The following is a 24,727-nucleotide window of genomic DNA, read 5'->3' on the forward strand; positions in this document are numbered from 1 at the left end:
GGGACGTGATGAGCACTTTAATACTCGTTGAACATGATAACCAAAGCATACACCCATCTACCCGTAATACTTTAGCTGCGGCATTAGAATTGGGTGATGATCCGACCTTACTGGTTATAGGACATCAATGCAAGAAAGTCGCTGAACAAGCTGCAATTCTTGCAGGGGCACATGCTGTTTGGTGCGTTGATAAACCATGTTATGAGCATCCTTTAGCAGAGCAAATCAGTGAGTTAGTTCTTTCTTTTGCACATTCATTTAAAGCCATATTAGTGGCAGCAAGTACTTTTGGTAAAAATATTGCACCACGTATTGCAGCACGATTAGATGTGGCTCAAGTTTCTGATGTCAGTAAAATTATTGATAAAGATACTTTTGAACATCCAATCTATGCCGGTAATGCTATAGAAACAGTACGTGTCCTTGATCCTATTAAAGTTCTTACGATTCGCTCTACGGCGTTTAATCCTATTACAGAAAGTCAAACAAGTTGTTGCATTGAGCAAATTGATAAAGAATGTATTGCAAAAGGTAGCCAATTCGTTAAACATGAACTCAGTAAATCGGAACGTCCTGATTTAGGCAGCGCTAAAATTGTAATCTCAGGTGGAAGAGGACTGCAAAGCGCTGAAAAGTTTCAATTGATTGAAGAGTTAGCCGATGTTCTTGGTGCTGCTGTGGGAGCATCCCGTGCTGCTGTTGATGCGGGATTTGTTCCTAATGATTATCAGGTGGGGCAAACCGGAAGGATCGTTGCACCAATGCTCTATATTGCTGTAGGAATTTCAGGAGCTGTACAGCATTTGGCAGGGATGAAAGATTCCAAGATTATAGTAGCAATTAATAAGGATGAAGATGCCCCTATTTTTCAAATCGCTGATTATGGTTTGGTTGGTGATTTATTTGAACTCGTGCCACAGTTAATTGCACAATTAAAAAACCGTTAGAGGGAGAAAGTATGTTAGTAGGTGTTCCAAAAGAAATTAAACCTCAAGAAAATCGTGTAGGTCTTGTTCCTTCTAGTATCAGAGAAATTATTAGAGTAGGAAGCTCTGCTATAGTTGAGAAGGGTGCTGGATTGGGGATTGGTATTTCCGATGATGATTATCGACATGCCGGAGCAGAAGTTGTTGATAGCGCGGATGAAGTGTTTTCCAGAGCGGATCTCATAGTCAAAGTAAAAGAACCGCAACCCATTGAGTGCAAGCGTCTACGTGAAGGCCAAACATTATTTACCTATTTGCATTTGGCTCCAGATCCTCATCAAGCACGTATGCTTAAAGAATCTGGTGTCACTGCAATTGCTTATGAAACGGTAACAGAAGAGGGTGGTGGTTTACCATTACTGGCTCCTATGTCACAAGTTGCAGGGCGGATGTCTATTCAAGCCGGGGCACATTGCTTGGAGATGGCTCAAGGCGGTAGTGGTATTTTACTAGGTGGCGTTCCTGGAGTCGCTGCGGCAAACGTTGTGGTTATTGGTGGGGGTGTAGTCGGTACTAATGCGGTGCGCATGGCCATGGGTATGGAAGCACGAGTTACCGTACTGGATCGTTCTTTACAACGTTTAAACGAATTAGATTTCCAATTTGGTTCTAAGCTCAATACTGTGTATTCTACAGCTGATGCTATAGAAAAATATGTTGCTAGTGCTGATTTAGTGATTGGTGCGGTATTGGTACCTGGCGCAGCAGCTCCAAAATTAATGACTCGCTCCATGCTTAAATCAATGCGACCTGGTTCGGTTTTAGTGGATGTGGCCATTGATCAGGGTGGCTGTTTTGAGACAAGTCGCCCCACAACACATCAAGAACCTACCTATGTTGTTGATAATGTAGTTCATTATTGTGTTGCGAATATGCCTGGTGCAGTACCTAGAACATCCACTTTTGCTTTAAATAATGCAACATTACCTTTTGTGTTAAGTATCGTAACCAAAGGCGTGAAGCTCGCCTTATTAAATGATAAGCATTTACTCAATGGCTTGAACGTTCATCAAGGGAAAATTACTTTTGATGCGGTTGCTCGTGACTTAGGCTATGAGTATACACCTGCTGCGATTGCATTAGCTGGTCGATAAGGTTTTATTGAACTCTCTATAAATCTATAACCTGGGTGAAGGCGAAGCCTAACCCAGGATTTCAAAAATTAGTCAATCGCTCAGGGTCATAAAAATTACCTTATCCTGAGGAGTTTTCGACGAAGGATCTCCCCAAATAGTACATCCTATTTATCTATAAGGTTATGTCTCATTCAGGAAATCTTTTTACTTGGATCAGGATGATCTAGCTGACTTTTATGGTTGTAGCCTGGGTGAAGGCGAAGCTGTAGCCCAGGCTATAAAACAGGACAACGCGAATTGATTAAAACAAACTGTCTTCGCCAGTTGTAAGTTGTTGTTGCTCATTACTCGCATTATAAACGGGAGTTGGATCTTCTTCCGCAGGAACTTCTTTATTACGAAAATACTCAATGATTCCATTGGCCTGATTAGGACGTGCCAGTAAGCCGCTATTCGGATCGATACGAACAGCGACTACATTCTCGGGCTGTTTCATTTCACTTTCAGGTTTCCCTTTCAAAGCAACTTTCATAAAGTCTATCCATAAAGGCAGTGCAAGTCCTGCAGCGTATTCATGTAAGGATTTGGGATTATCAAAACCGATCCAGGTGGTTACAACAAGATCGGCATTAAACCCAGCAAACCAGGAATCTACTTGATCATTGGTTGTGCCGGTTTTACCTGCTATATCTTGACGATTGAGCACTCGAGCCGCACGCGCGGTACCATGCTGAATCACATCTTTTAATGCAGTGTTCATTAAAAAGGTAATGTCTTCAGGAATGACGCGAGGCGCTAGCGTGGAATGATCTACATTAGTACAATTATTGCAAACAACGGTTGGTTTGGCTTGCAGTAAAATTTTACCATCCGTATCAGTAATATGATCGATAAGGTAGGGTTCAACTTTATAACCACCATTTGCGAAAATAGCATAAGCAGCAGTAAGTTCCATAGGGCTAACGGATAAACTACCTAAAGCCAGAGAAAGACCTTTGGGAAGCGTTTTCTTATTAAATCCAAATCGAGTTAAAAAATCGATAGTGTAATTGATGCCTATGTCATCAAGAATGCGTATGGATACCAAATTTTTAGATTGAACTAAAGCTTTTTTCAATCGTGTAGGCCCATTGAATTTCAGATTCACATTATGAGGACGCCATAGGTTGGGTTGGCTTGGATCATCAACAACAATCGGTGCGTCGTTAATCAATGTTGCCAGGGTATAACCGTTATTTAACGCTGCGGCATAGACAAAAGGTTTAAAGCTGGATCCTGGTTGTCTGCTTGATTGCGTGGCGCGGTTAAATTTGCTTTTTTGGAAATTGAATCCGCCAACAAGCACTTCAATAGCACCATTTTTAGGATCAAGTGCTACCATCGCTGATTCAGCTTCAGGAATTTGCGCTAATTCCCAATGGTCTTTGGTCGAATGTACATAAATAATATCGCCGACAGCAACAACTTGCATGGCTTTGGAAGGCGCTTTTCCAACCCAACCATTTTTAAGTGCTGGTCTGGCCCAAGACATACCGGCCCAAGGGATAAGAACAGTTCGACCACTTTGTAATGTGGCTGTAGCTTCTTTTTCCCGAACTTCAGTAACAACGGCAGGTATCAGGTGATTAAGTTCCGGATACTTTTCTAAATTCTTTTGAATTGAATGCAAGGACTTACTGTCATTTTCCCCAATGGTAGCAACAGGTCCCCGATAACCATGTCGATGATCGTAGGCTATTAAATTTTTTTCAACTACATCATTGGCAGTGTTTTGTAATTTCCCATCAATAGTGGTGTACACTTTGTAGCCTTTAGTATAGGCATCCGGGCCAAAATTGTCGTATAGGGATTGACGAATCATTTCAGCAACATAAGGCGCTTTTACTTCAATATGAGTGCCATGATACCTGGCAGTAATCGGTTGATTGATGGCATTCTGATACTGTTCTTCATTAATGTAATGTTCTTCCAGCAGGCGCTCTAATACGTGATCGCGGCGTTTTTTGGCGGCAAGCGGATTTGCAATGGGGTTTTGTGTTGAAGGGGCTTGAGGAAGACCCGCAATCATCGCTAATTCTGCCAGATTTAATTCTTTAAGTGGCTTGCCAAAATACACCATTGCTGCGGCGCCAACTCCATAAGCACGATTACCTAAATAGATTCGATTCAGATAGAGTTCGAGAATTTTTTCTTTGCTTAATTCCCTATCTATTTTTATGGCAAGCATAATCTCATTAAATTTGCGTAGGAAAGTCTTTTTGCGGCTTAAGAAAAAATTACGTGCCACTTGCATGGTAATGGTACTACCGCCTTGCGATTTTGTTCCTGTTTTCACCATACGCACAGCAGCACGGCCAAGGCCCAAAATATCGACACCAGGATGTTCGAAAAAACGTTGATCTTCGGTGGCAATCAAAGCATGAATCAGCATAGGTGGTATTTCATCATAGGTGACAGGAATTCGTTTCTTTTCACCATATTCCTGAATCAGCAAACCTTCTTTGCTGAAGATTTGTAAAGGTACTTGCAGTTGTACTGTCTTTAACGAATCGACATTAGGGAGTTGGCTTTCAAGGTAGAGATATAAGAAACTACCTGCTACGATTAAAATAAAAAACAGGCTCATCAGCGCCCATAGACCTTTACGCCAGAAGTATGCCATTTTCATAGAGTCATGCGTTTTTAATGAAATTTGGCGGATATTATACAGTGATTCTCTGTAAGATTGCGAGTTTTGTGCAAAAAATAGGGAAATTTTGCACTGTTTTTTAATGTTTCACTGAATTTTGCAGAAAAAATTCAATGAAACACAATGAGTTGTTTATATAAGTCATCAAATAGCGATGAATTTTTTTATCTTTACTCTATTGTACTACCATGACGACTTTCCTCCGCCTCTTGATCGGTTGATAAAGTTTGTGATGGAGAATTAGTAGGCTGAATAGATGGAAAAAACCGATTCGTACCTGTTTGCGGATTAGTTCCTTGTCTTTGCAGCATCTGTAATCCAGCAAGGCCAAATAAAGGATTATAAGTAGGATAACGTCTTATTAGTGCCTCTGTTTGTGCTTTTTGTAACTCTGTTTTGGTTTTTTCTAGTTCTTGTGTTAATTGCTCAATAGTCACAAGTTGTTTTTTATTTGTTTCTTGTAACTCCAATATGTGAGCTTCTGATTCAGATTTATGCATTTCCAATGATTCTTTTAATTTTTCAATTTCTAATCGTTGGGCTTCTGACTCAGATTTTTGTACCTCTGATGAAGTTTTCAGTTTGTCTAATTCTGATTTATTAATTTCTTTTTCTGAGTCTTCATTAGCTTTCTTCAATTTTTCTCTTTGATTTTCTAATTGAGTCTGATGTTCTAAACAAATGTTTGAAGCAATTTCTTTCAGTTCAGCATTAGAGTCTTCTGTGGTCATATGCAGTACAAACAGTACTTCCTCAATCAGTAATTGACCGGAATTACAATATTTGCCACCAATCATACGATCATTCAATAAACCAGACAATTCCTGGGTCTTAGCGCCTTTGGAACTGTTTAAGGTAGCTGAATGTTTAAACCCTTTTTTAATATTTAATAATTGTCGAAAATCAATAAATAGTTGAGTTAATTGTTCGTGAAACGTTTGTAATTCTTTTTCTTCAAAAGGGGTTTTTCTATCGAGCTGTTCTTTAAGAAAACGGATTTCATTTAAAACGAAGAAAAGGAATTCTTCTCGACCATGATAACCTTTTGTACATGCAGAGATTCTGCCTTCTAAGTATGGAAAATAATCAATCTTTGTATCTTGAATTATTTCTATTGCACGTTCGTGAGATTTTTTTTTGAGTGCTGTGGGGTCAACTGCAACAACAAGTTTATCCCTAATGTCTTGACTGTCGTGATAACGAACTATAACTGTTGCGAGTGAATATATGAGTTCTTCTAATCGAGTCATGCAAATCTCCTTTTAAAGCATAAATGTGAAATCCCCTTACAAGTTGGTCTTTCACTATATTAAATGTTTTTGAGGAGTGCAAGTTGTTATAGTGAAATGGTCAAAATGACAAAATCTAATCACTTATTTATCAATGAATGAAGCAGAAAACAGTGTAATTTTTTAAGAGCTTACGTTAACATCAATAAATGATCCTAAAGGAGTTTTTTTGAATGCATGGAAGATTCAAGGGAATAAGAAACTTGCTCAAATTGTTTCAGCCCAAACATCGTTCAATTCTCGGAATAGACATTACATCAACGTCGGTTAAAGTATTGGAAATTTCAGGCCAAGAAGGTGCGCTTGTTGTGGAAAACTATGGACGTGAGGTATTACCATCAAACGCCATGGATGGGAACACAATTAAGGATATTGATGTGGTTTCCCGTTGTATTAAGAAAGTAATTGATCGCTTGCATACATCATGCAAGCAGGTTGCCTTAGCCGTTCCTGATGCGGCAATAATTAGCAAGGTCATACAAATCAATGAGGGTTTAAATGATGAGGAAATGGAGGAACTGATTGTTACTGAGGCTGATAAATACATTCCCTATCCAATCGACGAAATCAATCTTGATTTTGAAATTTTAGGCCAGTCTGAAAAAAATCCACATATGTTAGATGTTCTTATTGTTGCATCACGAGCGGAAAATGTGAATCAGCGTGTTGAGACTGCAGTTCGTGCAGGCTTAGATGCAATAGTGATTGACGTAGAGTCTTATGCTGTCGAACGAGCGGCTCAACAGATTGCTAAAGATTTACCTGCATCAGGACAAGATAAAACAATAGCGATCATTGATGTTGGTGCGAGTTATACCCACTTATTTGTATTACAGGGAATGAAGTTAGTGTACTCCAGGGAGGAAAAATTTGGGGGTAAACAATTAATAGAGTCGATCGCGGAACATTATAAAATGACTTTAGAACAAGCGACATTAGCAAAAGAGAATGGAGAATTACCTGAAGACTATGAAAAGGAAGTTTTAGAACCTTTTAAAGAGGATATATTGTTGCAAATCAAGCGTACCTTGCAGTTTTTTTATTCTACAAGTCAAGATGGGGATGTAGATCATATACTATTGGCTGGAGGACTAGCCAAACTTCCAGGCTTGGTTTCATTAGTTCAAGAGCGATTAGGAATGAGTACAACCATTGCGAATCCATTTTCATATATGACTCCAGGGAAAATGATGAACTTGGATGCGGTAAATAATGATGCTCCATCACTTATGGTCGCTTGTGGTCTGGCATTAAGGAATATTAGGTGAGGCTCTATGACGCAGATTAACCTACTTCCCTGGCGAGAATTAAAGCGGGAACAGGAAAAAAAACTGTTTACGATCATGCTGCTTGTGTGCGTTGTGGCTGCTGCTTTCATTGTATTTTTAATTAACTCCTATGCTTCAGGCTTAGTGAGTAATCAAATTACGCGAAATCAAATGCTTCAAAAAGAAATTAATGCGATGGATGCACAATTAAAAGAAATTAAAAATTTGGAAAAAACTAGAGAAATGCTCATTTCTAGAATGTCTATAGTACAGCATTTACAATCTACGCGAACATTAATGGTTCATTTATTTGATGAGCTAATTAATATTACGCCATCCGGTGTCTACCTTACTCAGGTGGAAGGCAAAAATGATATCATTTCAGTCTTAGGATATACGGAGTCGAATACATTTGTTTCTATGTTAATGAGAAACATAGAAAATAATGATTGGCTCCATAATCCTGTCCTTAGTGAAATCAAGAGGGAAGAAAACGATAAAGATAAGGATAAAGAGAAACAGCAATCTACTGAAAATGAATTTAAATTAACTTTTGTACTTTCCCCTCAATTCCAGATTGGAATTATATTATGAACAATGTCAACCTAAATGAATTAACTCTGGAAAATGTCGGACAATGGCCATTGGTGGTCAAAATCTGTGTTCTTTTGGGTGTTAGTTTTCTAATTATTGCTTTAGGATATTGGTTGATCATTCAAGATAATTTCACTCAGTACAGTAAATTGGAGGGGCAAGAAGCCACTTTAAAAACAGATTTTCAAAACAAGCAACGGCAATTATATAATTTACCTGCCTTTCGTGAACAACTGCAGATTATGAAAGAGCGTTTTGTGCTAATGCTCAAGCAGCTTCCTGAAAAAAATGAGATGCCTGGCTTGTTGGAAGAAATTTCTAAAACAGGGGTGGCCTCAGGATTAAGGTTTGAGTTATTTGCCCCACAACCAGAAGTAATGCATGATTTTTATGTTGAATTACCTATAAAAATTTCAGTTGTAGGAACTTATTTTCAATTGGCTATGTTTATAAGTCGAGTGGCTGAAATGAATCGAATTGTAACGTTACATGATTTTACTATTGAAAGGGTGTCTTCCAAGGATCATAAAACAGTCTCGGAAGATGAGTTGGTAATGAGCATTACTGCCAAAATATATCGATATCGCACACAATGATGAGCCGAAGACAAAGGATTGGTTATATACCCAGAATAATGGGGTTTATTTGCTCCATATTTCTGGTTGCTTGCTCCAGTGACAATGATGATCTGAGGCGATACATCAATGAAGTGAAACACAGAAAAACACGGGAGGTAGCACCAATTCCTACATTTTCACCTTTACCGACTTTTAAATTCCCTGATAATGGTGACAGACGTAATCCATTTAAGCCCATAACTCAAAAAAAAGAACAAGTTGATTTAAATGCCCCAGATAAAAATAGACGTAAAGAGCCTTTGGAAGCTTATCCATTGGATGCCTTGAAATTTGTAGGAACTTTAAGACAGGGAAATGAATTGTGGGCATTGATTAAATTACCGAGCTCAGATATTACTCATGTTCGAATTGGTAATTATATAGGGCAGAATTATGGTCGTATTGTGTCGATTAAAAATGATTCAATTCAATTAATAGAAACAACACAAACCTCAGGAAAGTGGGAGAAACGTAGAACCACGATTGAATTATATACCGGGAAGTAGGAGCAAAAGTGCGGAGAATAACTGCTTTATTCATTTTTATTGGCATGAGCTTATGTATGATGGCTTTTGCCCAAAATAATCCTCTTGAATCGGTAAAGGTAGTTCCTTTGCCTGAGGAAAAGTTGCGTTTGGATTTCCAATTTGCGAAACCTCTTAAGCAAGAACCTGCAAGTTTTGTGACGCAAAAACCGGCACGTATCGTTCTAGATTTCATTGATTCCAACCTGCAATTACCTCCAGAGCAGAGGACGAAAGAAATTAAATTAGGTTCACTAAATACCTATACTATTGTGGCCGTGGGGTCGCGTGTTCGAGCTATATTGGATTTAAATTTCCCTGTACCTTATTCCGGTACAATTTCTGGAAAAGTTTATACACTGATTTTGAATGGCAAAAGCAACGAGTTATTTCAACCTCCTAAAGAAATTTTAATCACCAATAAACCGGTCAAGACAAGTTATGAAATCAATCATTTTGACTTTCGTGGGATTGAGAGACAAGGCGGCCGTGCAATAGTCAATGTTTCCAATAGCAGTGTTCCAATTGAGGTAGAGGAACATGGTAAAGAAATTCTAGTAAAATTTTTAAATACAAATATTCCACAGAATCTAAGGAAACGTTTTGATGTTTCCGATTTCCGCAGCCCAGTCCAACTAGTTGCTTTTCAGCAAGCCGGTAAAAACGCGCACATGATTTTGTCTAACAAGGGTAATTTTGGTCAATATGTTTATCAAATTAATAAACAATTCATGATTGATGTCTTTCCCTTAACTCAAGAAGAAGCGCAACAGGCTAAATTGAAAAAGAAGGTATTTTCTGGAAGAAGAATTTCTTTGAATTTTCAGAATATCAGCATACGCGCTGTTTTACAGTTATTGGCTGATTTTACCGGAATTAATATTGTCGTAAGCGATAAAGTTCAGGGAAATATCACTCTAAGATTAAATAACATTCCCTGGGATCAGGCTTTAGATATTATTTTAACTACGCAAGGACTCGCTAAGCGTCAGACAGGTAATGTGATGTTGATCGATTATAAAGCTTCTTTTGATAAAATGGAGGCAGAAGAGCTTAAAAGTCAGCATATTATTCAGAAACTTGAACCGGTGCGTTCCGAACTGATTCAGATTAATTATGCAAAAGCTACTGATCTTGCGATTTTAATTAAAGACAAACAAAATTCACTTCTATCTGAAAAGGGTAAAATAAGTGTTGATACACGAACAAATACCATTTGGATTCAAGACAGCGGAACCAAAATCGATGAAGTCAGGGATTTGATAAAACAGTTGGATGTACCGGTTAAACAAGTACTTATTGAGGCACGTATTGTCGAAGTCACTAAAGATTTTGCGCAAGACTTGGGAATACGTTGGGGTGTTTCCAAACCACCTCATTTAAGTGGTACTTTAGCTGGGGCGAACCAACTGGAGCAGGGGGTTGCTCCTGCAAATGTCGTACCGTTTACAGACCGATTAAACTTGGATTTGGTTGCTGCTCCTGTGACAGGAGCAGTCCCTGCCTCCGTTGGTATTGCATTGGCTCAGCTTGGCGATAATATTTTACTTGATCTTGAGTTATCAGCTTTGGAAAGTGAAGGGCTTGCTGAATTGATATCCAGTCCGAGACTTATTACTGCGAATCAACAGCCTGCAGTAATTGATTCAGGACAGGAGATACCTTATCAGGAAGCCACTTCAAGTGGTGCGACTGCTGTAGCGTTCAAAAAAGCGGTATTAAGTTTAAAGGTTACTCCGCAAATTACTCCTGATAGTAAAATACTTATGGAGTTAAAAATTAATCAGGATACGGCCTCACCCCAATTATTTAACGGTGTGCCTGCTATTTTGACTAAGGAAATTCAGACTAATGTCCTTGTTAGTAATGGACAGACTATAGTTCTAGGGGGAATCTATCAGCAAGACAAGAGTAAAACGATAACCAGAGTACCTTTTTTTGGTCAGTTGCCTGTAGTCGGAAATTTATTTAAAAATACCCAAATTGCTCTTAAAAACGATGAATTACTTATTTTTATTACACCAAAAATAATAACCAATTCATTATCGATTACGACAATTGAAGGCAGAAAACCGATTCGTTTTGATGAAAAATAAAGTTGATTAGCACAGCGTTAATGAGCGCGTTTTGTTGCGTTTATGGGCGATTTAGAATGAATGTTTTGAGTTGCACCAGGTTTTTCATTCAACATAAACAAATTGAGGCTGGGTTGTCTAGCCCAGCATTTGTTAAACAATTGTTGCTCTAAGAACTAATTTGTAAATGTGATGTAACGCGGGGCTGAATAAACCAGCTTAAACTGGTTTTATGCTGGAGACTAACGGCGTGCAACGGCGCAGTCTCATGAACGCGAACTGTGCATGCTCCACTTTGCGGATTAAATTTTGAGCAGAATGTGTGCTGTTTTAGTTCGATGTTATAGATTAGCTGAGACCATGTTTTTTCCAGCTCAGTTCAGGGGCAGGCTTATATTCACGTAAAAAGGGTTCAGATTATAGGTTTTTTCCAATTTAAATTAGTTTTATGATGTACTTACTCCATAAAAGTACACCAAGAAGTGATATAATATAAATGATTCAGAGTAAATAGTTATAAAATATGCTCATTTGTTGTAGAATAATGAGCGGGAATTTCTAACTGCGAAAAATACAGTTAGGATTGAGCCCCAAATATCCCCCACTTTGGCCACTGATCGTATTTTTAGTTTCATGCTAAAATGGGAAGTTATTTCGGACTCGATCTTTAATTAATGACATTTCAGTTAAAGAGGTATGTAATAAAAAATGAGCATAGTTAAAGTACGAAATATTTTTCTCATCGGACCCATGGGTGCAGGTAAAAGCACTATAGGTCGTGCTTTGGCAAAGGAGCTCAAGTTAGAATTTTTTGATTCAGATGAAGTGATTGAAGAACGTGCTGGTGCTGATATTTCTTGGATATTTGATATTGAGGGTGAAGAGGGATTCAGACGCCGTGAACAGAAAGTTATTGAAGAATTAACTCAAAAGACCAACATTGTTTTGGCAACTGGTGGTGGAGTTGTAATCACTCCTGAAAACAGAAATGCATTAGCAGGGCGTGGAACCGTAATTTATCTTAAAACCTCATTACAACAACAGTTCGAAAGAACTAAGCGCGATACAAAACGACCTTTGCTACAGACGAATGATCTTGAAGGAAGATTGGAATTATTGAGAGACGAGCGCGAGCCATTCTATAATGAATTAGCTGATGTTAGTTTTGAAACAGATAAATTAACAGTCAAAGCAGTTGCAAATAATATAATAAAATATATTTATGGCGAACTTTGAGGTTTATGAGCACGTTGATGTTTCTTTAAGTGAGCATCAATATTCTATCATTATTTGTCGCAATGGTTTGCAAAACCTAGATTTTCTGCGAACCATCGTTACGTCTTCACAGATTCTAATTGTTACTAACCAAACGATAGCTCCTTTCTATTTAAAGCAGGTGCAGACTGCTTTTGCGAATATTCAGTGTGATGTGTTGATTTTAAAAGATGGAGAGCAATATAAAAATCAGCAAACTTTATTTTCTATCTACGATGCCTTAATCCAACACAAACATCATAGAGACACAACACTGATCGCTTTAGGTGGAGGGGTAATTGGTGATATCACTGGATTTGCAGCATCAACTTACCAACGCGGGGTAAAATTTGTTCAAATCCCTACTACTTTACTAGCCCAGATTGATGCTTCTATTGGCGGAAAAACTGGAATTAATCATGCCTTGGGTAAAAATATGATTGGTAGTTTTTATCAACCTCAAGCAGTGATTATTGATTTGGCTACATTAAACACACTTCCTGAAAGAGAGTTTCGTGCGGGCTTAGCAGAAATGATCAAATATGCTCTACTTGCTGGTGGTGATTTCTTCCAATTTTTAAGTGAAACCCTTGAGCAGGGGCTAACGGCTGAAAGCCCACAGCTACCTCAATTAATTGCTGAGTGTTGCCGTATTAAAGCCCAATTTGTTGAAGTTGATGAACGAGAAGCAGGACAGCGAGCCTTACTGAACCTTGGTCATACTTTTGCACACGCATTGGAAACTTATACGCAGTATAAACAATGGCTGCATGGTGAAGCGGTGGCAATCGGTTTATATTGTGCCACAGTTTTGTCGCATGAAATGCATTTAGTTGATAAACAATTGGTGGAGCAAGTTGAGCGAATTCTGCATCAAGCACATTTACCCCATAAAATTCCAAGTTCAGTAGACTTGAAAAAACTCATCGAATTAATGCAATCAGATAAAAAAATTAAAAATAACTGCTTAAGGTTTGTGGTACTTAAAAAACCTGGTGATTGTTATCTTGAATCTGGAATCACTGAGGATTGTTTGTATAATGCACTTGTTGCAGCTGTAAGAGGAGAATAAAAATGAAAGAGGGAATGATTCAGTCTGATGTAGCGGCTGTAATTCAACCAAGAGTATTGTTTAAACCAGGGTCTTGGCTCGCTAAGATTGACTTCATTAATCATTTGGTTCTTTTTAACAATGTGCTCATTACAGTTTTATCTGAGAAAGAGGGCGGTAAAACTTCTTTTAATACTTTGTTGCAAAGTAATTTAGATCAACAAATTAAATCAGTATCTATGACGGTTAAGGCGCCTTGCAATAGAGAAAGTATAATTCGGGAGATTGCAACTCAGCTGCATCTTAATCATGATGAACATACAGACATTAGTGCATTAGTAGCTCAAATTAATGAGCGTAAAGCTCATGTCTTGCTCTTAATTGATGATGCACAACATTTACCAGAGGCTTTAATTAAAGAAGCAATGTTGGCGATCAAGAACCAGGAGAATTTTAGTTTTTTCCATCTTTGCCTTATATCGGATTATTCAATCGTAGCAACGCTGAACAATTTAGTCGCTTCGTTTTTTGAAAACTTAGTACATACCATAGAATTGGGTTCATTGAATGAAAGTGAAACAAGAACCTATGTTTTACAACGTGCTATGGCGGCACATTTGATAAGTAAACCATTAACTGATGCTCAGTTTAAGCAATTTTATCAGTTGACCAAAGGTAATGTAGCAAAAATAAACAACAATCTCGAAGCATTTGTCTTTAAATGTGCGACACAAAAGAAAAAAGAACCACTGAAATGGGTAAAAAAAGCAAGTGTCGCAGTGAGCGTAGCTTTAATTGCAGGGTTTGTGGGTTTTTACTTTGCTCAAAACTACGATCTTTCGTCATTAGACAACTTGAGCAAGGGAAGTGCCGTGACGCAGGAAGCACAGCCTGAAGTGTTGGTCAGTCGAATTGCTTCTTGGCAGGATTCCTCAATTCGACAATTGGTATATGCCTCTTTACCCAAAAAACAAGATTTAGATGAATTTAGCGATGAAACACCCAATGAAACAGTGGCAATTGTGGATAAGGTGGTTGTGATTCCTAAATTGCAAATAAATAATCCAACAGAGCCAGAAGCAAGAGTTCCCGAATCTGAATTTAAACGTGAGAGCCCTGAATCAGATCTCACGCGCGAATCAAAAATAGTTGAGATTCCAACAGCAAAACAAAATAAAATAGAACCATCTCAAGCTCCCAGTTCGAAAAATAATACGAATCTGTATACGATACAAGTTGCTGCCAGCCACAATAAATCAGACATTGAACGTTTTCAGCAGAACAATAAATTATTTGCCCAAGATGTCAAAATAAGACACTTTACGAATGCAAAAGGCATTTGGTACATACTGACTGTAGGTGAGTATACAAGCAGGGTTGAAGCACAGCGCAGTATCAGCAAGTTGCCAACAAAGTTAACTAAATTAAAACCTTGGGTTCGACCTGTATCCAATCTTGGCTAAATTTGGGAGTTACTATCCATGTTTTCAAAAGCAGGTTGGGCCTTGGCCCAACAATAGTTGCTCCGAAGCCAGTTTGCTTCGGATATCAGCAGAACCATTTTTTATTTTCGTAACAGTATTACCCCATTTTTATCTTAACTCCTAAGAGGTTGTCGGGCAGGCCGACCTACGCCGGAATGTAGGCAAAGGGATAGCCCGACTTCCGCCATAAGCTGAAGGCAGATTACAGCTGTTTCATCTTATACATCGGTATTTAATGATTGGGTTATTTGTTCTATACGTTCTTCAGCGGCCGCAAAGATTTGCTTAAAGAGGTCAAAAAAATCAGTAAAAGATAGTTTTTCTAAAGAATGAGCCGTCACACCATGAGGAGTAGTCACACCTGTGCGTAATTGAGCAAAAGAACGCCCAGATTTTTTGGCTAACTCAGCGGCACCTAATACGGATTCTAAGGCAATTTTTTCCGAAAGCTCCTCAGGAATCCCTCTACTTATTGCTGCCTCTTGTAATGCTTCGAGGAAAAGAAAAACATAGGCTGGTGCACAGCCAACGGGAGCTGTAAGGGAGTCGATCAGTGATTCTTGATTTACCCAAAATGTATATCCCACTTCATTAAAAATAGTTTCAACCAATTGCTGTTGCTCAGGAGTTACTGAAGGACATGCAAACAAGGCGGAGGTTCCTTTACAAAACTCGATTGGAGTATTGGTCATGACCCGAGTAATCGCCAGATCTTTGTTATTAAGCCATTTCTTCATACTGGCGATGCTGATTACGCCGGCCAAAGAAATGATTATAGGTTGTGTATGTTGGATGCTGGGAGCAATTTCCCTACATACATCCTGCATATATTGAGGTTTTACAGCAAGAATAAGAATCTCTGCATTCATAATCGCCTGGGTATTGGTTTTTGCTGATAGAACACCTAATTCTTTAACCAATCGCTCGGTTTTACTGGGATCACGATTACTGAATGTTATCGAGCGGGCTGGATGACCACTTTTAATGAGACCTCGTGCCAAAGCACTACCCAAATGACCTGCCCCAATGATAGTAATGGATTTATTTTTAAACATATTGTCTTATAATTTGAATTTTCTACAAAATACCAAGATGCATAGGCTAATGTCAATAAACGAGAAGAAATCGGTTTTAAAAAATATATATAATACATTGAATATATTATGTATCCTGTTACACTGAAAATTAAAAAAATCAATTCTCCTTTCAGTATTGGCAGGGTATTGATGCTCAAGATTATGAAACCATAGTGATCATTACGGACAAGAAATAATAATGACGGACAGGGTACAAAAACAACAAAAAGCTTTTTTGATGTGGCGAGATATTGATGGCTGGAACTATTATTTTTTGGTGAAATTCGCACTTTTGTGGGCTGGATATTTAAACTTTCATCCCTTTATTAATTTAGTTTTTTTAGCTTTTTTACTTTTTCCTTTGTCCTCAAATTTTCTTCATCGCTGTCGTAACTGGATCGCCATTCCACTAGGTTTTGTGGTGTTTTATCATGATACCTGGCTGCCTGGAATAAGTACCATTACTAGCCAAGGCACTAATCTTTTTGCATTTAGCTCTGGCTATCTTCTTGAGTTAGTCAATCGATTTCTTAATTGGGAACTCATAGGTATGGCTTTTGTAATATTAGTGGCATATCTGTTTCTTTCGCAATGGATTCGAATAACCACCTTTACAGTGATTGCACTCACTTGGTTAAACATCATCACACTAATGGGGCCGTCTATTAATCTTCTACCCGTACAAAATAAAATGGTTGCAAATAATCAACAAACTAAGGTGGAGACTAATTCAAGTGCAATCGAGCCGAACAGTAATTTGCCGCCAACTAATGAGAATCTTAATGCTTATCTGAATCAGTTTTATGAACAGCAAAAAGGTTTGCGAACTATTTTTCCCAGCGCTCTTTCGGCTGATGCACAGCCTTTTGATATCCTATTTATTCAAATTTGTTCGCTTGCCTGGGCAGATATCGATGCGTCACATTTAAGAAATCATCCCATATGGAGCAAATTTGATATTTTGTTTAATGATTTCAATTCAGCCGCATCATACAGTGGTCCTGCAGCGATTCGTTTATTACGAGCCAGCTGCGGCCAAACACCCCATACTGATCTTTATAAGCCCGTACCTCCTTATTGTTATATTTTGGATAACCTGGCTAAACTTGGATTTTCTCCGGAGTTTATGCTTGACCACGAGGGATTATTTGGCGATTTTATCGGCGAGATTAAAAAATATGGTGGCTTAGATGATGTATCGATGCTACCGAGATCAGGTATTTCTCCTGATCTCGTTTCATTTGATGGAAAATTGCTTTCAGATGATGGGCAGTTACTCGAACGCTGGCTTAAACAAAGAGATACGTCAGAACAAAAACGCAGTGTTACTTATTACAATGAAATTTCGCTCCATGATGGCAATACTTATATTGGCAATAATACACCTGCACCTTATGCACCGCGTGCACAAAAACTTTTAGATCAAACAATGAACTTCTTCACTGCATTAGAGAAAGCTGGACGTAAAGCCGTTGTTGTTTTTATTCCTGAACATGGAGCTAATCTTGTTGGTGATAAATTGCAAATGCCAGGCTTACGTGATATCCCCAGCCCGAGTATTACCCACATTCCTGTTGGAATTAAATTTATTGGTTTGAAAGCAAAGCCTGCCCCAATACAAATAAATGAACCCAGTAGCTATTTAGCTGTTTCAGAGTTAATGGCTCGCTTGGTTGATGGAAAGTTATTTAATCAGGATCATGTTAATTTAGAAACAATAACTAAAAATTTACCCCAAACAGCCTTTGTTTCATCGAATGATGGGGTTACGGTAATGAAATATCAAGGTAAATTTTATATTTTATTAAAAGGTGACAGCAATTGGGTGCCTTATCCTGAGTGATTTTCTAATATCAATGTGTTTCTTTGACGTGAACGTAGGTGCTGATTATTTTGCATGGCAGCAATTTAGCGATCTCGTAAAATGACCTCAGATGTACTTAATTTATCTGAAATTAGAATAGGGTACTAAGGGGATGATAGGCATGTCCATATCCCCCATCCATCCTTCAAATGAGTAACGAAGGAACAGAGAGAGATGGCTCGGAGTATAGTCTGTTGAGCGTTGAATATCTACCATTCCTCCGACTATAAAATGTGAACCAAGTCGACGTTCTATCAATGCAAGAAAAGAATAACCATAGCCCGTACCATTACCACCTGTTTGGATGGAGTTTTGTGAACTGTTAAAATTTGGAATAAGGTTTGGTAATGGGTATGCCAATAGATTTTTAGTAGTATCATACGACCATGTTACAGTGCCACCCAATTCATAAGACCAGTTTGCTGTTCGTTTGCGGTAATCAATTGGAATGGTGAACGACAGGTAGAAATCTGGGCTAAAATATCCTGCTTGCCCAAGATTAAAACCGTATAGGTTTTTATCATAGTGCCAAACCATATTATTGAGTCCAATGATAAAACGGCGATTGTCTTCATTGATGAGTTTGTAATAATAACCGTCGATAAGCAGAATGCGCTGATTCGACGGTACATTTTTCCCAGTTAATTCACTGCCAATGATATTAGCCCACAAACCGTTTGCTTCACCCCGATCATAACTTAGTGATAAGGTAAGTCCTGTTGCTACAACTCCTCCCCATACGACTCCTGTATTTGGATCTTTTGCACCTGCAAAAGAGAGTAACGAGTTAGTCATGGGGCGTTGTGACGCTGTGATTGTCCAGCCAATATGATTTATTTCACCGCTGTAATTGATACCACCAATGAAATTATTCACAGGGAATCCTATGGGGGTGGCGCCCACATCAAATCCCCAAAGCCGATTTTGCCATCCTCCATCAAAGCTGACTCCGTTTGTTTTTTGCGCTATGCCGGTTGAGCAGCCGTTAATGTTACACGTTCCAAAGTCGTCAAAATACAAGCCATTAACTGTAGTAAAACTTCCTGCACCCAAACTAACCGTATCCGTTCTAAAAAATGCGCGTCCGTTTGCGTACCCCCAATCTGCTTGTGCTATAGTATCTTCTGCGCGTAAATCAGAGGTTCCAGCGTTACCTGTTAGCCGCCAGTAATCTTGATCGATTGTAATGCGTGTTTCTTGTTGTTGATAAAGAAGGCCTGCATCAGACCTAATGCTGCGTTTAAGCCAATCGTCTCCTGCTTGATTGCGGGTCAATAAAGTATAATAATCATTGCTGGCAGGCCAAACCGATGTAATATCACTTTCAACCATCGCTTTTTTGTAATCTTCTTGCGCCAGTTTAGGCATACGAAGTTCGGTTTCTAAACGTGCCGCATCACGAAATATAAGGGCGCTATCTTGACTGGGAGCCGCATTGACATTTTCTTGTTTCAGCCGATTAAAAATGGGTAATGCTTTTTGTGGATAGCCTACAGCATTCCATGCATTTGCTAATCTTCTTTGCATATTATAATTGTACGTTAATTTTATTTTTTGCTGTTCTTCCAGCAATTGATGCGCTTTTTTCTTGTTTCCCATAGCAATAAGCGATTCAATAACCCCCAAGTTGGCATCAGTATTAAGTGGTTCATGGGTTTTGACGTCTTGATAATAATTCAGGGCTGCTGCAAATACCCCGTCATTAAAAGCCCAATCAGCTAAGGTGAGTTTGATGGGTGTAGTTTGGGTTTGATGCATTAAATAGGCGATTGCAGCTTGTTTATCTCCAGCATCTCGCAATTTTTGTGCATGTTTTAAAATCAATTCGGTAGTCAGACGTTGTGCCATTTGACGCATGCCTTCATTCCATTGTTTTTGCGGAATGGTATGAAGTTGGTCCAGTGCTTGTTGTAGCTTGTCTATACTTGATAAGTAAAGCGCATAAGCGTATGCTCCAGTTGGGTCTTTTTTTTGTTTCGAGAGCAACTTCTGAAAGAGCTCATTTGCTTTTTTAAATTTACCTACATGATTCAATGCTAATGCGAAGTGATAAGTTAACCATACATCGTTGGGATCCAGGTTTTCTGCCTGGCTGTATTTTTCGATTGCTCTTTCCCATTGGTTTTTTCTGACAAATTGGTCGGCTTGCTCTTGTAGCATGGAACTTTCTAAACTGCGTCGCGCATCATTAAATTTAATTTTCAAATCCTCAGGTAAACTATTGAGGTAATCCAGTGCTTTCTTCAAGGATTGAAGTTTATAGATTCCTATAAGTCCATAAACGGCGCTACTTTTACCAGGACTAACGAGCAAAGCTTGTTTGTATGCTTTTTCAGCATCAACAAAGTTTTTGCGCGCAAATGCTACTTCACCTATTCCAACCCAGGCATAATAATTTGTGTGATCCAGGAGGATGGCCTGCTGATATTTTTTTTGCGCCAAATCCATATTACCCGTTCGAAATGCAGCATCTCCACTGGCCACCCATAATCCTGAAAGCCTTTCTTTGAGTCCATAAGTCCAATTATCTTGATTGTTATTGTTAGAATAAATTTTATGAAGATTTAAAAAATTATAGAGCGTTTGCAAATGGTTGAATGCATTTTGACGCTCTGTAGGAATGTAGGAAACGAGGCGCCAATATTCAGAACTTAATTCCAGGGTGGGGAAATCACCATGGAAAAGCGCATCATATTGAGCTTTTGCTGAATCCAGATGTCCAGACAGCGCCATTATTCTTGCTTGCTGGAGTTTTTGTTTGGCTAAAGGCTGAGTGAGAAATAAACTCATAATAGCCTGTTTGTAAGCTTCTGAATTAGGTGCTTTTTGTTTTAATTCATCAAGCAATTCTTTCGCTAAAACCAAATTTTTTTGTCTTATTGCAAGCCTAATTCGTGCAGCAAGAACATCGGGATCATCAGGAGCGATTAATTGTAATCGCTCGAGTGAATTCTTAACAAAATCATCGCGGTAATAGGTTTCGCCCCAAATGACCTGATCTAATAACATTTGTTTCGGGTTAAAATCGTCAGCAACAGCTTTAAAAGCTATCAAGCTAAACAATAATAAACCGAATCTGCCTCTAGACATTAGGTAATCCAATTATTTTGTCGAATTATTTCTTTAGAACTCTCAACCCCAGGCTGATCAAATGAGTTAATATTCCAAATCACACCTTGGACAAAAATTTTATGCTCGTATAAAGCAATCAATGAGCCAAGAGTTCTTGGCGAGCAATCGTTCAAGCAGAGAAGATTTACGGGTATTTCCCCAGCAATATAACTGTGAGGATTCTCGCTATGATTTCCACCTTTTGTTAAAACTTCCTTGTGGGCACGACATATTTTATTGATTACATCGTCATCAAAACTACGAAGACAAATTAAATCAGCTGCAATTTTATGAGTTCCTTGGCATAACAGCTGATAGTAACTGTGTTGCGCGTGATTACCTAGTCCCCCCCAGATAATGGGGCCTGTTGCATAATCTACTCTTCGGCCTTGTTTGTTTATGGACTTTCCATTACTTTCCATGTCCAGTTGCTGAAGATAAGGAACAAAGTGTTGTAAATCCTGGGAATAAGTCATAACCAGCAAATTATTAATGTTTAAAAAATTAATATTCCATATACCTAATAGTGCCATGAGAACCGGTAGGTTTTTTTCAAAATGTTCCGTGCAAAAATGCACATCCATGTTGTATGCCCCGTTAAGGATTTCTGAAAAATTATCAAAACCAACGGCAATGCAGGAAATTAAATTAATCGCTGAGCAGAAAGAGTAACGCCCTCCAACCCAATCCCAGATGGGGAGAATCGTTTCAAAACCCATTTCTTGCGCTTTTTTAACCTGTGACGTGATTGCAATAAAATGCTGATTAAAATATTGATCCTGGTTAATCCACGACAAAGCCTTTTGGAAATGAGATAAGGTTTCTGGAGTGGTAAACGATTTCGAGGAAATAATAAATAAAGTAGTCTCAGGATTGAGTTTCGCCGTAGCGCGTGAAAATGCATTCGGGTCAATATCGGAGATAAAATGAAAGCCTAATGTGTCAGTGACGTAATCGCTTAATGCATTAATACAAAAGAAAGGGCCAAGCATAGAACCACCAATCCCTATATTAACGATATCAGTAATAGGCTTTCCAGAATAACCCAGCCATTCTCCGTTTCTAATTTTTTCGGAGATATCCTTCATTGTATTACGAACCTTCACTACATCAGGAATAACGTTATGTTCATTAACCCATATGGCTTTATTTTCTGGGGCACGAAGAGCTGTATGTAAGACTGGCCTATTTTCTGTGTTGTTAATCGATTTTCCACTCATCATGGCATTAATATGTTCATGCAGATTACATTCATTGGCAAGCTCAAGAAGTGAATCCATAATCTGGGAATTAACATGTTGCCCGCCGTAATCCAGGGTAATATTGTCATTTGATATAGAATAATTTTTTATTTCTGGAGTATGACGAACGAATGTTTTGGCAAATTTTTCGAGTTTTTTCCAGGTATTCATTTTTGTAAGGTGTTCCATATATATAGTTCTCAATCAAAAAATTAGGGTACGGTTTCCCTTTCTAATACCTTGGCCAAACGGTCCTGATTATTTTCCGATGCTCACTACTGGGGTGTTTGCTGCGCTTCGGTATTCGAAAATCAATCCATTTGGGTTCAAGCTAACGAAAAGTAAACAAGCCCTGTCTAGGCTAAAAGCCATTTGGAAAATTTTTCTCCCTCAGTTGGATGCTCTTTTCCTAAAGCTACATTAGCTTTTAGAAAACCGAGAACGCTCCCGCAGTCGTAGCGTTTTCCATCATAGGGTAGAGCCAATACGGTTTCTTTTTTTAGCAAACCATTAATTGCATCAGTCAATTGAATTTCTTTATGCTCCACATGAGGTAATTTTCTGATTTGTTCAAAAATACCTGGGGTAAGAACATAACGACCTACAATGGCAATATTTGATGCAGCAAGATGCGGTTTAGGTTTTTCTTCTAAATGATGAATACTTAAAAGGTTCTTATCCCACTCTGCACCTTGAATAATACCATAACATTCTGTTAATTCCTGAGGGATACTTTCTACCGCAACAATACTATGACCATATTGCTCATACATGTTCGTTAATTGTTGAATCACTGGCGTAGTGCTCGACATTAAATCATCGGCAAGAATGACAGCAAATGCTTCATTGCAAACGATTTTTTCAACACATAAAACCGCATGTCCTAATCCAAGAGGTTTTGCCTGGCGTACATAAAAACATTCCATGTCAGGAGGTGTAACTGATTGTACAATGGATAATAATTCATTTTTATCATGGAGGCGCAGTTCATTCTCCAATTGATAAGCTAAATCAAAATGATCTTCAATAGCACGTTTGTTATGGCAGGTTACGAAAATCATTTGTCGAATGCCTGCTGCATAAGCCTCTTCAACCGCATATTGAATCAATGGTTTATTAACTACAGTGAGCATTTCTTTGGGGGCTGTTTTTGTAGCCGGTAAAAATCGAGTGCCTAAACCGGCAACGGGAAATACTGCTTTACGTATTGGTGGAAAGGTTGCATTCATTGTTAATCTATCCATTTAGTAACAATTAATATAGATTCTACAAATTAATTTTAAGTATGCACTTAAATTTATTTGAATTATATAGTTTTTTATCAATTTTTTGATAAAAGTATTTATGGATTTAGAAAAGGTTGATGTATGTATTCTCTCGATTGGTTATATGCTTATGGATTACCAAAATCTACGGCTTATTTTAAATTTACTCCTGAAGATTTCCAGGTCAATGAATTTTTTGATAGCCCATTCTCTGGGACAGGGGAACATATTCTTCTTAAAATTGAGAAAAAAGGGGTAACAACCCTAGAAGTAGTTAAATCAGTAGCAAGACTATTGAAAAAGCCAATCAAGTCAATTGGCTATGCGGGATTAAAAGACAGACAAGCATTAACAACTCAATGGTTGAGTATCCATGCTCCTGGTGAAGAAATTCCAGGAGTTGCGCAACTTGCAGGGCCTGGTTGGTGTGTTTTAGAGTGCATTCGTCATCATAAAAAATTAAGGCCAGGCTTTCTTACGGGGAATCATTTTCTTGTACGTTTGCGCGAAATTTCCCACAAAGAAGACTTGTTAGAACGTATTGAACGCATCAAAGAGAATGGGGTTCCTAATTATTTTGGCGAGCAACGATTTGGTCGAGATGCAGGTAATTTGATAAAAGCAGAAGAAATGCTTGTTCATGGCTATAAAGTTAAGGATCGATTTCTACGAGGGATGTATTGTTCTGCTGCACGTTCATGGATTTATAACTTAATTTTATCTCGTCGTATTATGGAGCAATGTTGGGATATACCCTTGCCTGGTGATGTGATGCAGCTCCAAGGATCCAACAGTATTTTTTTTATTGATAATGTAGACAATGAACTATTACAAAGGATTAAAAATAAAGATATTTCACCCGCAAGTCCTTTACCTGGGAAAAGCAAACATAAAGTAAAAGATGAGGCCTTGCATTTAATTAATAAAATTTATCATGAGTGGCAGCCATGGATAACAGGGTTAGCACAGTATGGTTTGGAGGAAGATTGGCGCGCCAATATCTTGCATCTAGAACAGTTTACTTGCCTCATTAAGGAAAATACCGCTGAACTGTCTTTTAGTTTGCCCGCAGGCTCTTATGCTACTGCTGTTTTACGTGAGCTAATTCGCTATCAAAACGGATAATTTAGGGTTGCGATTTAAGAAAAATCCATAAAATATCGTCTTTACTTCATTTCATTTGTAAAGACGTTTTTTTTTCATCATGTAACAAAAAGTCTGTAGTCCAATAAGTACGAATTTTATGTAGGTTCTTTCGATACC

The 24,727-nt window shown here is 38.3% G+C and carries 18 protein-coding genes; 12 read left to right on the forward strand and 6 right to left on the reverse strand.

The window, feature by feature from the left end; genetic code table 11:
- The first annotated feature begins 8 nt into the window (after window positions 1-8).
- Both EL022_RS08000 and ald read left to right on the forward strand, forming a co-directional pair.
- On the forward strand, window positions 9-947 hold the full coding sequence (locus EL022_RS08000; RefSeq protein WP_028382188.1) for an electron transfer flavoprotein subunit alpha/FixB family protein: 939 nt from the start codon (window positions 9-11) through the stop codon (window positions 945-947).
- 11 nt (window positions 948-958) lie between these two features.
- Window positions 959-2,080, forward strand: a complete 1,122-nt coding sequence (ald, locus tag EL022_RS08005; protein WP_028382187.1) for an alanine dehydrogenase — start codon at window positions 959-961, stop codon at window positions 2,078-2,080.
- Window positions 2,081-2,363: 283 nt separating this feature from the next.
- On the opposite strand, the gene EL022_RS08010 is transcribed toward ald, so the two are convergent.
- Both EL022_RS08010 and EL022_RS08015 read right to left on the reverse strand, forming a co-directional pair.
- Window positions 2,364-4,730 (reverse strand): penicillin-binding protein 1A, encoded by a 2,367-nt coding sequence (locus tag EL022_RS08010; RefSeq protein ID WP_028382186.1) that lies wholly within the window; start codon window positions 4,728-4,730, stop codon window positions 2,364-2,366.
- 191 nt (window positions 4,731-4,921) lie between these two features.
- Entirely contained in the window at window positions 4,922-6,001 is a 1,080-nt protein-coding gene (locus EL022_RS08015; protein WP_051544504.1) for a hypothetical protein, read from the reverse strand.
- A 242-nt stretch (window positions 6,002-6,243) separates the two neighbouring features.
- Here EL022_RS08015 and EL022_RS08020 point away from each other — a divergent pair, with 242 nt between their 5' ends.
- From EL022_RS08020 to EL022_RS08055, 8 genes are all read left to right on the forward strand, one after another.
- Window positions 6,244-7,308 (forward strand): type IV pilus assembly protein PilM, encoded by a 1,065-nt coding sequence (locus EL022_RS08020; RefSeq protein ID WP_028382185.1) that lies wholly within the window; start codon window positions 6,244-6,246, stop codon window positions 7,306-7,308.
- 6 nt (window positions 7,309-7,314) lie between these two features.
- On the forward strand, window positions 7,315-7,902 hold the full coding sequence (locus EL022_RS08025; RefSeq protein WP_028382184.1) for a PilN domain-containing protein: 588 nt from the start codon (window positions 7,315-7,317) through the stop codon (window positions 7,900-7,902).
- The gene (locus EL022_RS08030; protein ID WP_028382183.1) at window positions 7,899-8,498 is read left to right on the forward strand and encodes a type IV pilus inner membrane component PilO; all 600 of its coding nucleotides are present in this window, start codon (window positions 7,899-7,901) and stop codon (window positions 8,496-8,498) included. The genes EL022_RS08025 and EL022_RS08030 overlap by 4 nt, the downstream gene beginning before the upstream one ends.
- Window positions 8,495-9,025: a pilus assembly protein PilP gene (locus tag EL022_RS08035; protein WP_028382182.1), complete on the forward strand. Its 531-nt coding sequence runs from the start codon at window positions 8,495-8,497 to the stop codon at window positions 9,023-9,025. The genes EL022_RS08030 and EL022_RS08035 overlap by 4 nt, the downstream gene beginning before the upstream one ends.
- Before the next feature lie 8 nt (window positions 9,026-9,033).
- Window positions 9,034-11,139 (forward strand): type IV pilus secretin PilQ, encoded by a 2,106-nt coding sequence (locus EL022_RS08040; protein WP_028382181.1) that lies wholly within the window; start codon window positions 9,034-9,036, stop codon window positions 11,137-11,139.
- Between the two features lie 687 nt (window positions 11,140-11,826).
- Window positions 11,827-12,354, forward strand: a complete 528-nt coding sequence (aroK, locus tag EL022_RS08045; protein WP_010653139.1) for a shikimate kinase AroK — start codon at window positions 11,827-11,829, stop codon at window positions 12,352-12,354.
- Window positions 12,341-13,444, forward strand: a complete 1,104-nt coding sequence (aroB, locus tag EL022_RS08050; RefSeq protein WP_028382179.1) for a 3-dehydroquinate synthase — start codon at window positions 12,341-12,343, stop codon at window positions 13,442-13,444. Before aroK ends, aroB begins: the two co-directional genes overlap by 14 nt.
- Window positions 13,445-13,446: 2 nt before the next feature.
- The gene (locus tag EL022_RS08055; RefSeq protein WP_028382178.1) at window positions 13,447-14,886 is read left to right on the forward strand and encodes an SPOR domain-containing protein; all 1,440 of its coding nucleotides are present in this window, start codon (window positions 13,447-13,449) and stop codon (window positions 14,884-14,886) included.
- Between the two features lie 239 nt (window positions 14,887-15,125).
- Here EL022_RS08055 and proC read toward each other — a convergent pair whose 3' ends face one another.
- Window positions 15,126-15,962 (reverse strand): pyrroline-5-carboxylate reductase, encoded by an 837-nt coding sequence (gene proC, locus EL022_RS08060; protein ID WP_028382177.1) that lies wholly within the window; start codon window positions 15,960-15,962, stop codon window positions 15,126-15,128.
- Window positions 15,963-16,182: 220 nt separating this feature from the next.
- Here proC and bcsG point away from each other — a divergent pair, with 220 nt between their 5' ends.
- Window positions 16,183-17,826: a cellulose biosynthesis protein BcsG gene (gene bcsG / locus EL022_RS08065; RefSeq protein ID WP_028382176.1), complete on the forward strand. Its 1,644-nt coding sequence runs from the start codon at window positions 16,183-16,185 to the stop codon at window positions 17,824-17,826.
- Between the two features lie 102 nt (window positions 17,827-17,928).
- Here bcsG and bcsC read toward each other — a convergent pair whose 3' ends face one another.
- The 3 genes from bcsC to galU form a co-directional block, all read right to left on the reverse strand.
- On the reverse strand, window positions 17,929-20,937 hold the full coding sequence (gene bcsC / locus EL022_RS08070; RefSeq protein ID WP_028382175.1) for a cellulose synthase complex outer membrane protein BcsC: 3,009 nt from the start codon (window positions 20,935-20,937) through the stop codon (window positions 17,929-17,931).
- Window positions 20,937-22,388: a glucose-6-phosphate isomerase gene (pgi, locus tag EL022_RS08075; RefSeq protein ID WP_028382174.1), complete on the reverse strand. Its 1,452-nt coding sequence runs from the start codon at window positions 22,386-22,388 to the stop codon at window positions 20,937-20,939. The genes bcsC and pgi overlap by 1 nt, the downstream gene beginning before the upstream one ends.
- 167 nt (window positions 22,389-22,555) lie before the next feature.
- A complete protein-coding gene (gene galU, locus EL022_RS08080; RefSeq protein WP_028382173.1) occupies window positions 22,556-23,428 on the reverse strand; it encodes a UTP--glucose-1-phosphate uridylyltransferase GalU in 873 nt (290 codons plus the stop codon).
- Window positions 23,429-23,566: 138 nt separating this feature from the next.
- Between galU and truD the strand changes: the two genes are divergently transcribed.
- Complete coding sequence (gene truD / locus EL022_RS08085) at window positions 23,567-24,589, forward strand: tRNA pseudouridine(13) synthase TruD (RefSeq protein ID WP_028382172.1); 1,023 nt, start codon at window positions 23,567-23,569, stop codon at window positions 24,587-24,589.
- Window positions 24,590-24,727 lie beyond the last annotated feature (138 nt).

It is taken from the genome of Legionella cherrii (assembly GCF_900635815.1).
Taxonomy (GTDB): Bacteria; Pseudomonadota; Gammaproteobacteria; order Legionellales; family Legionellaceae; genus Legionella; species Legionella cherrii.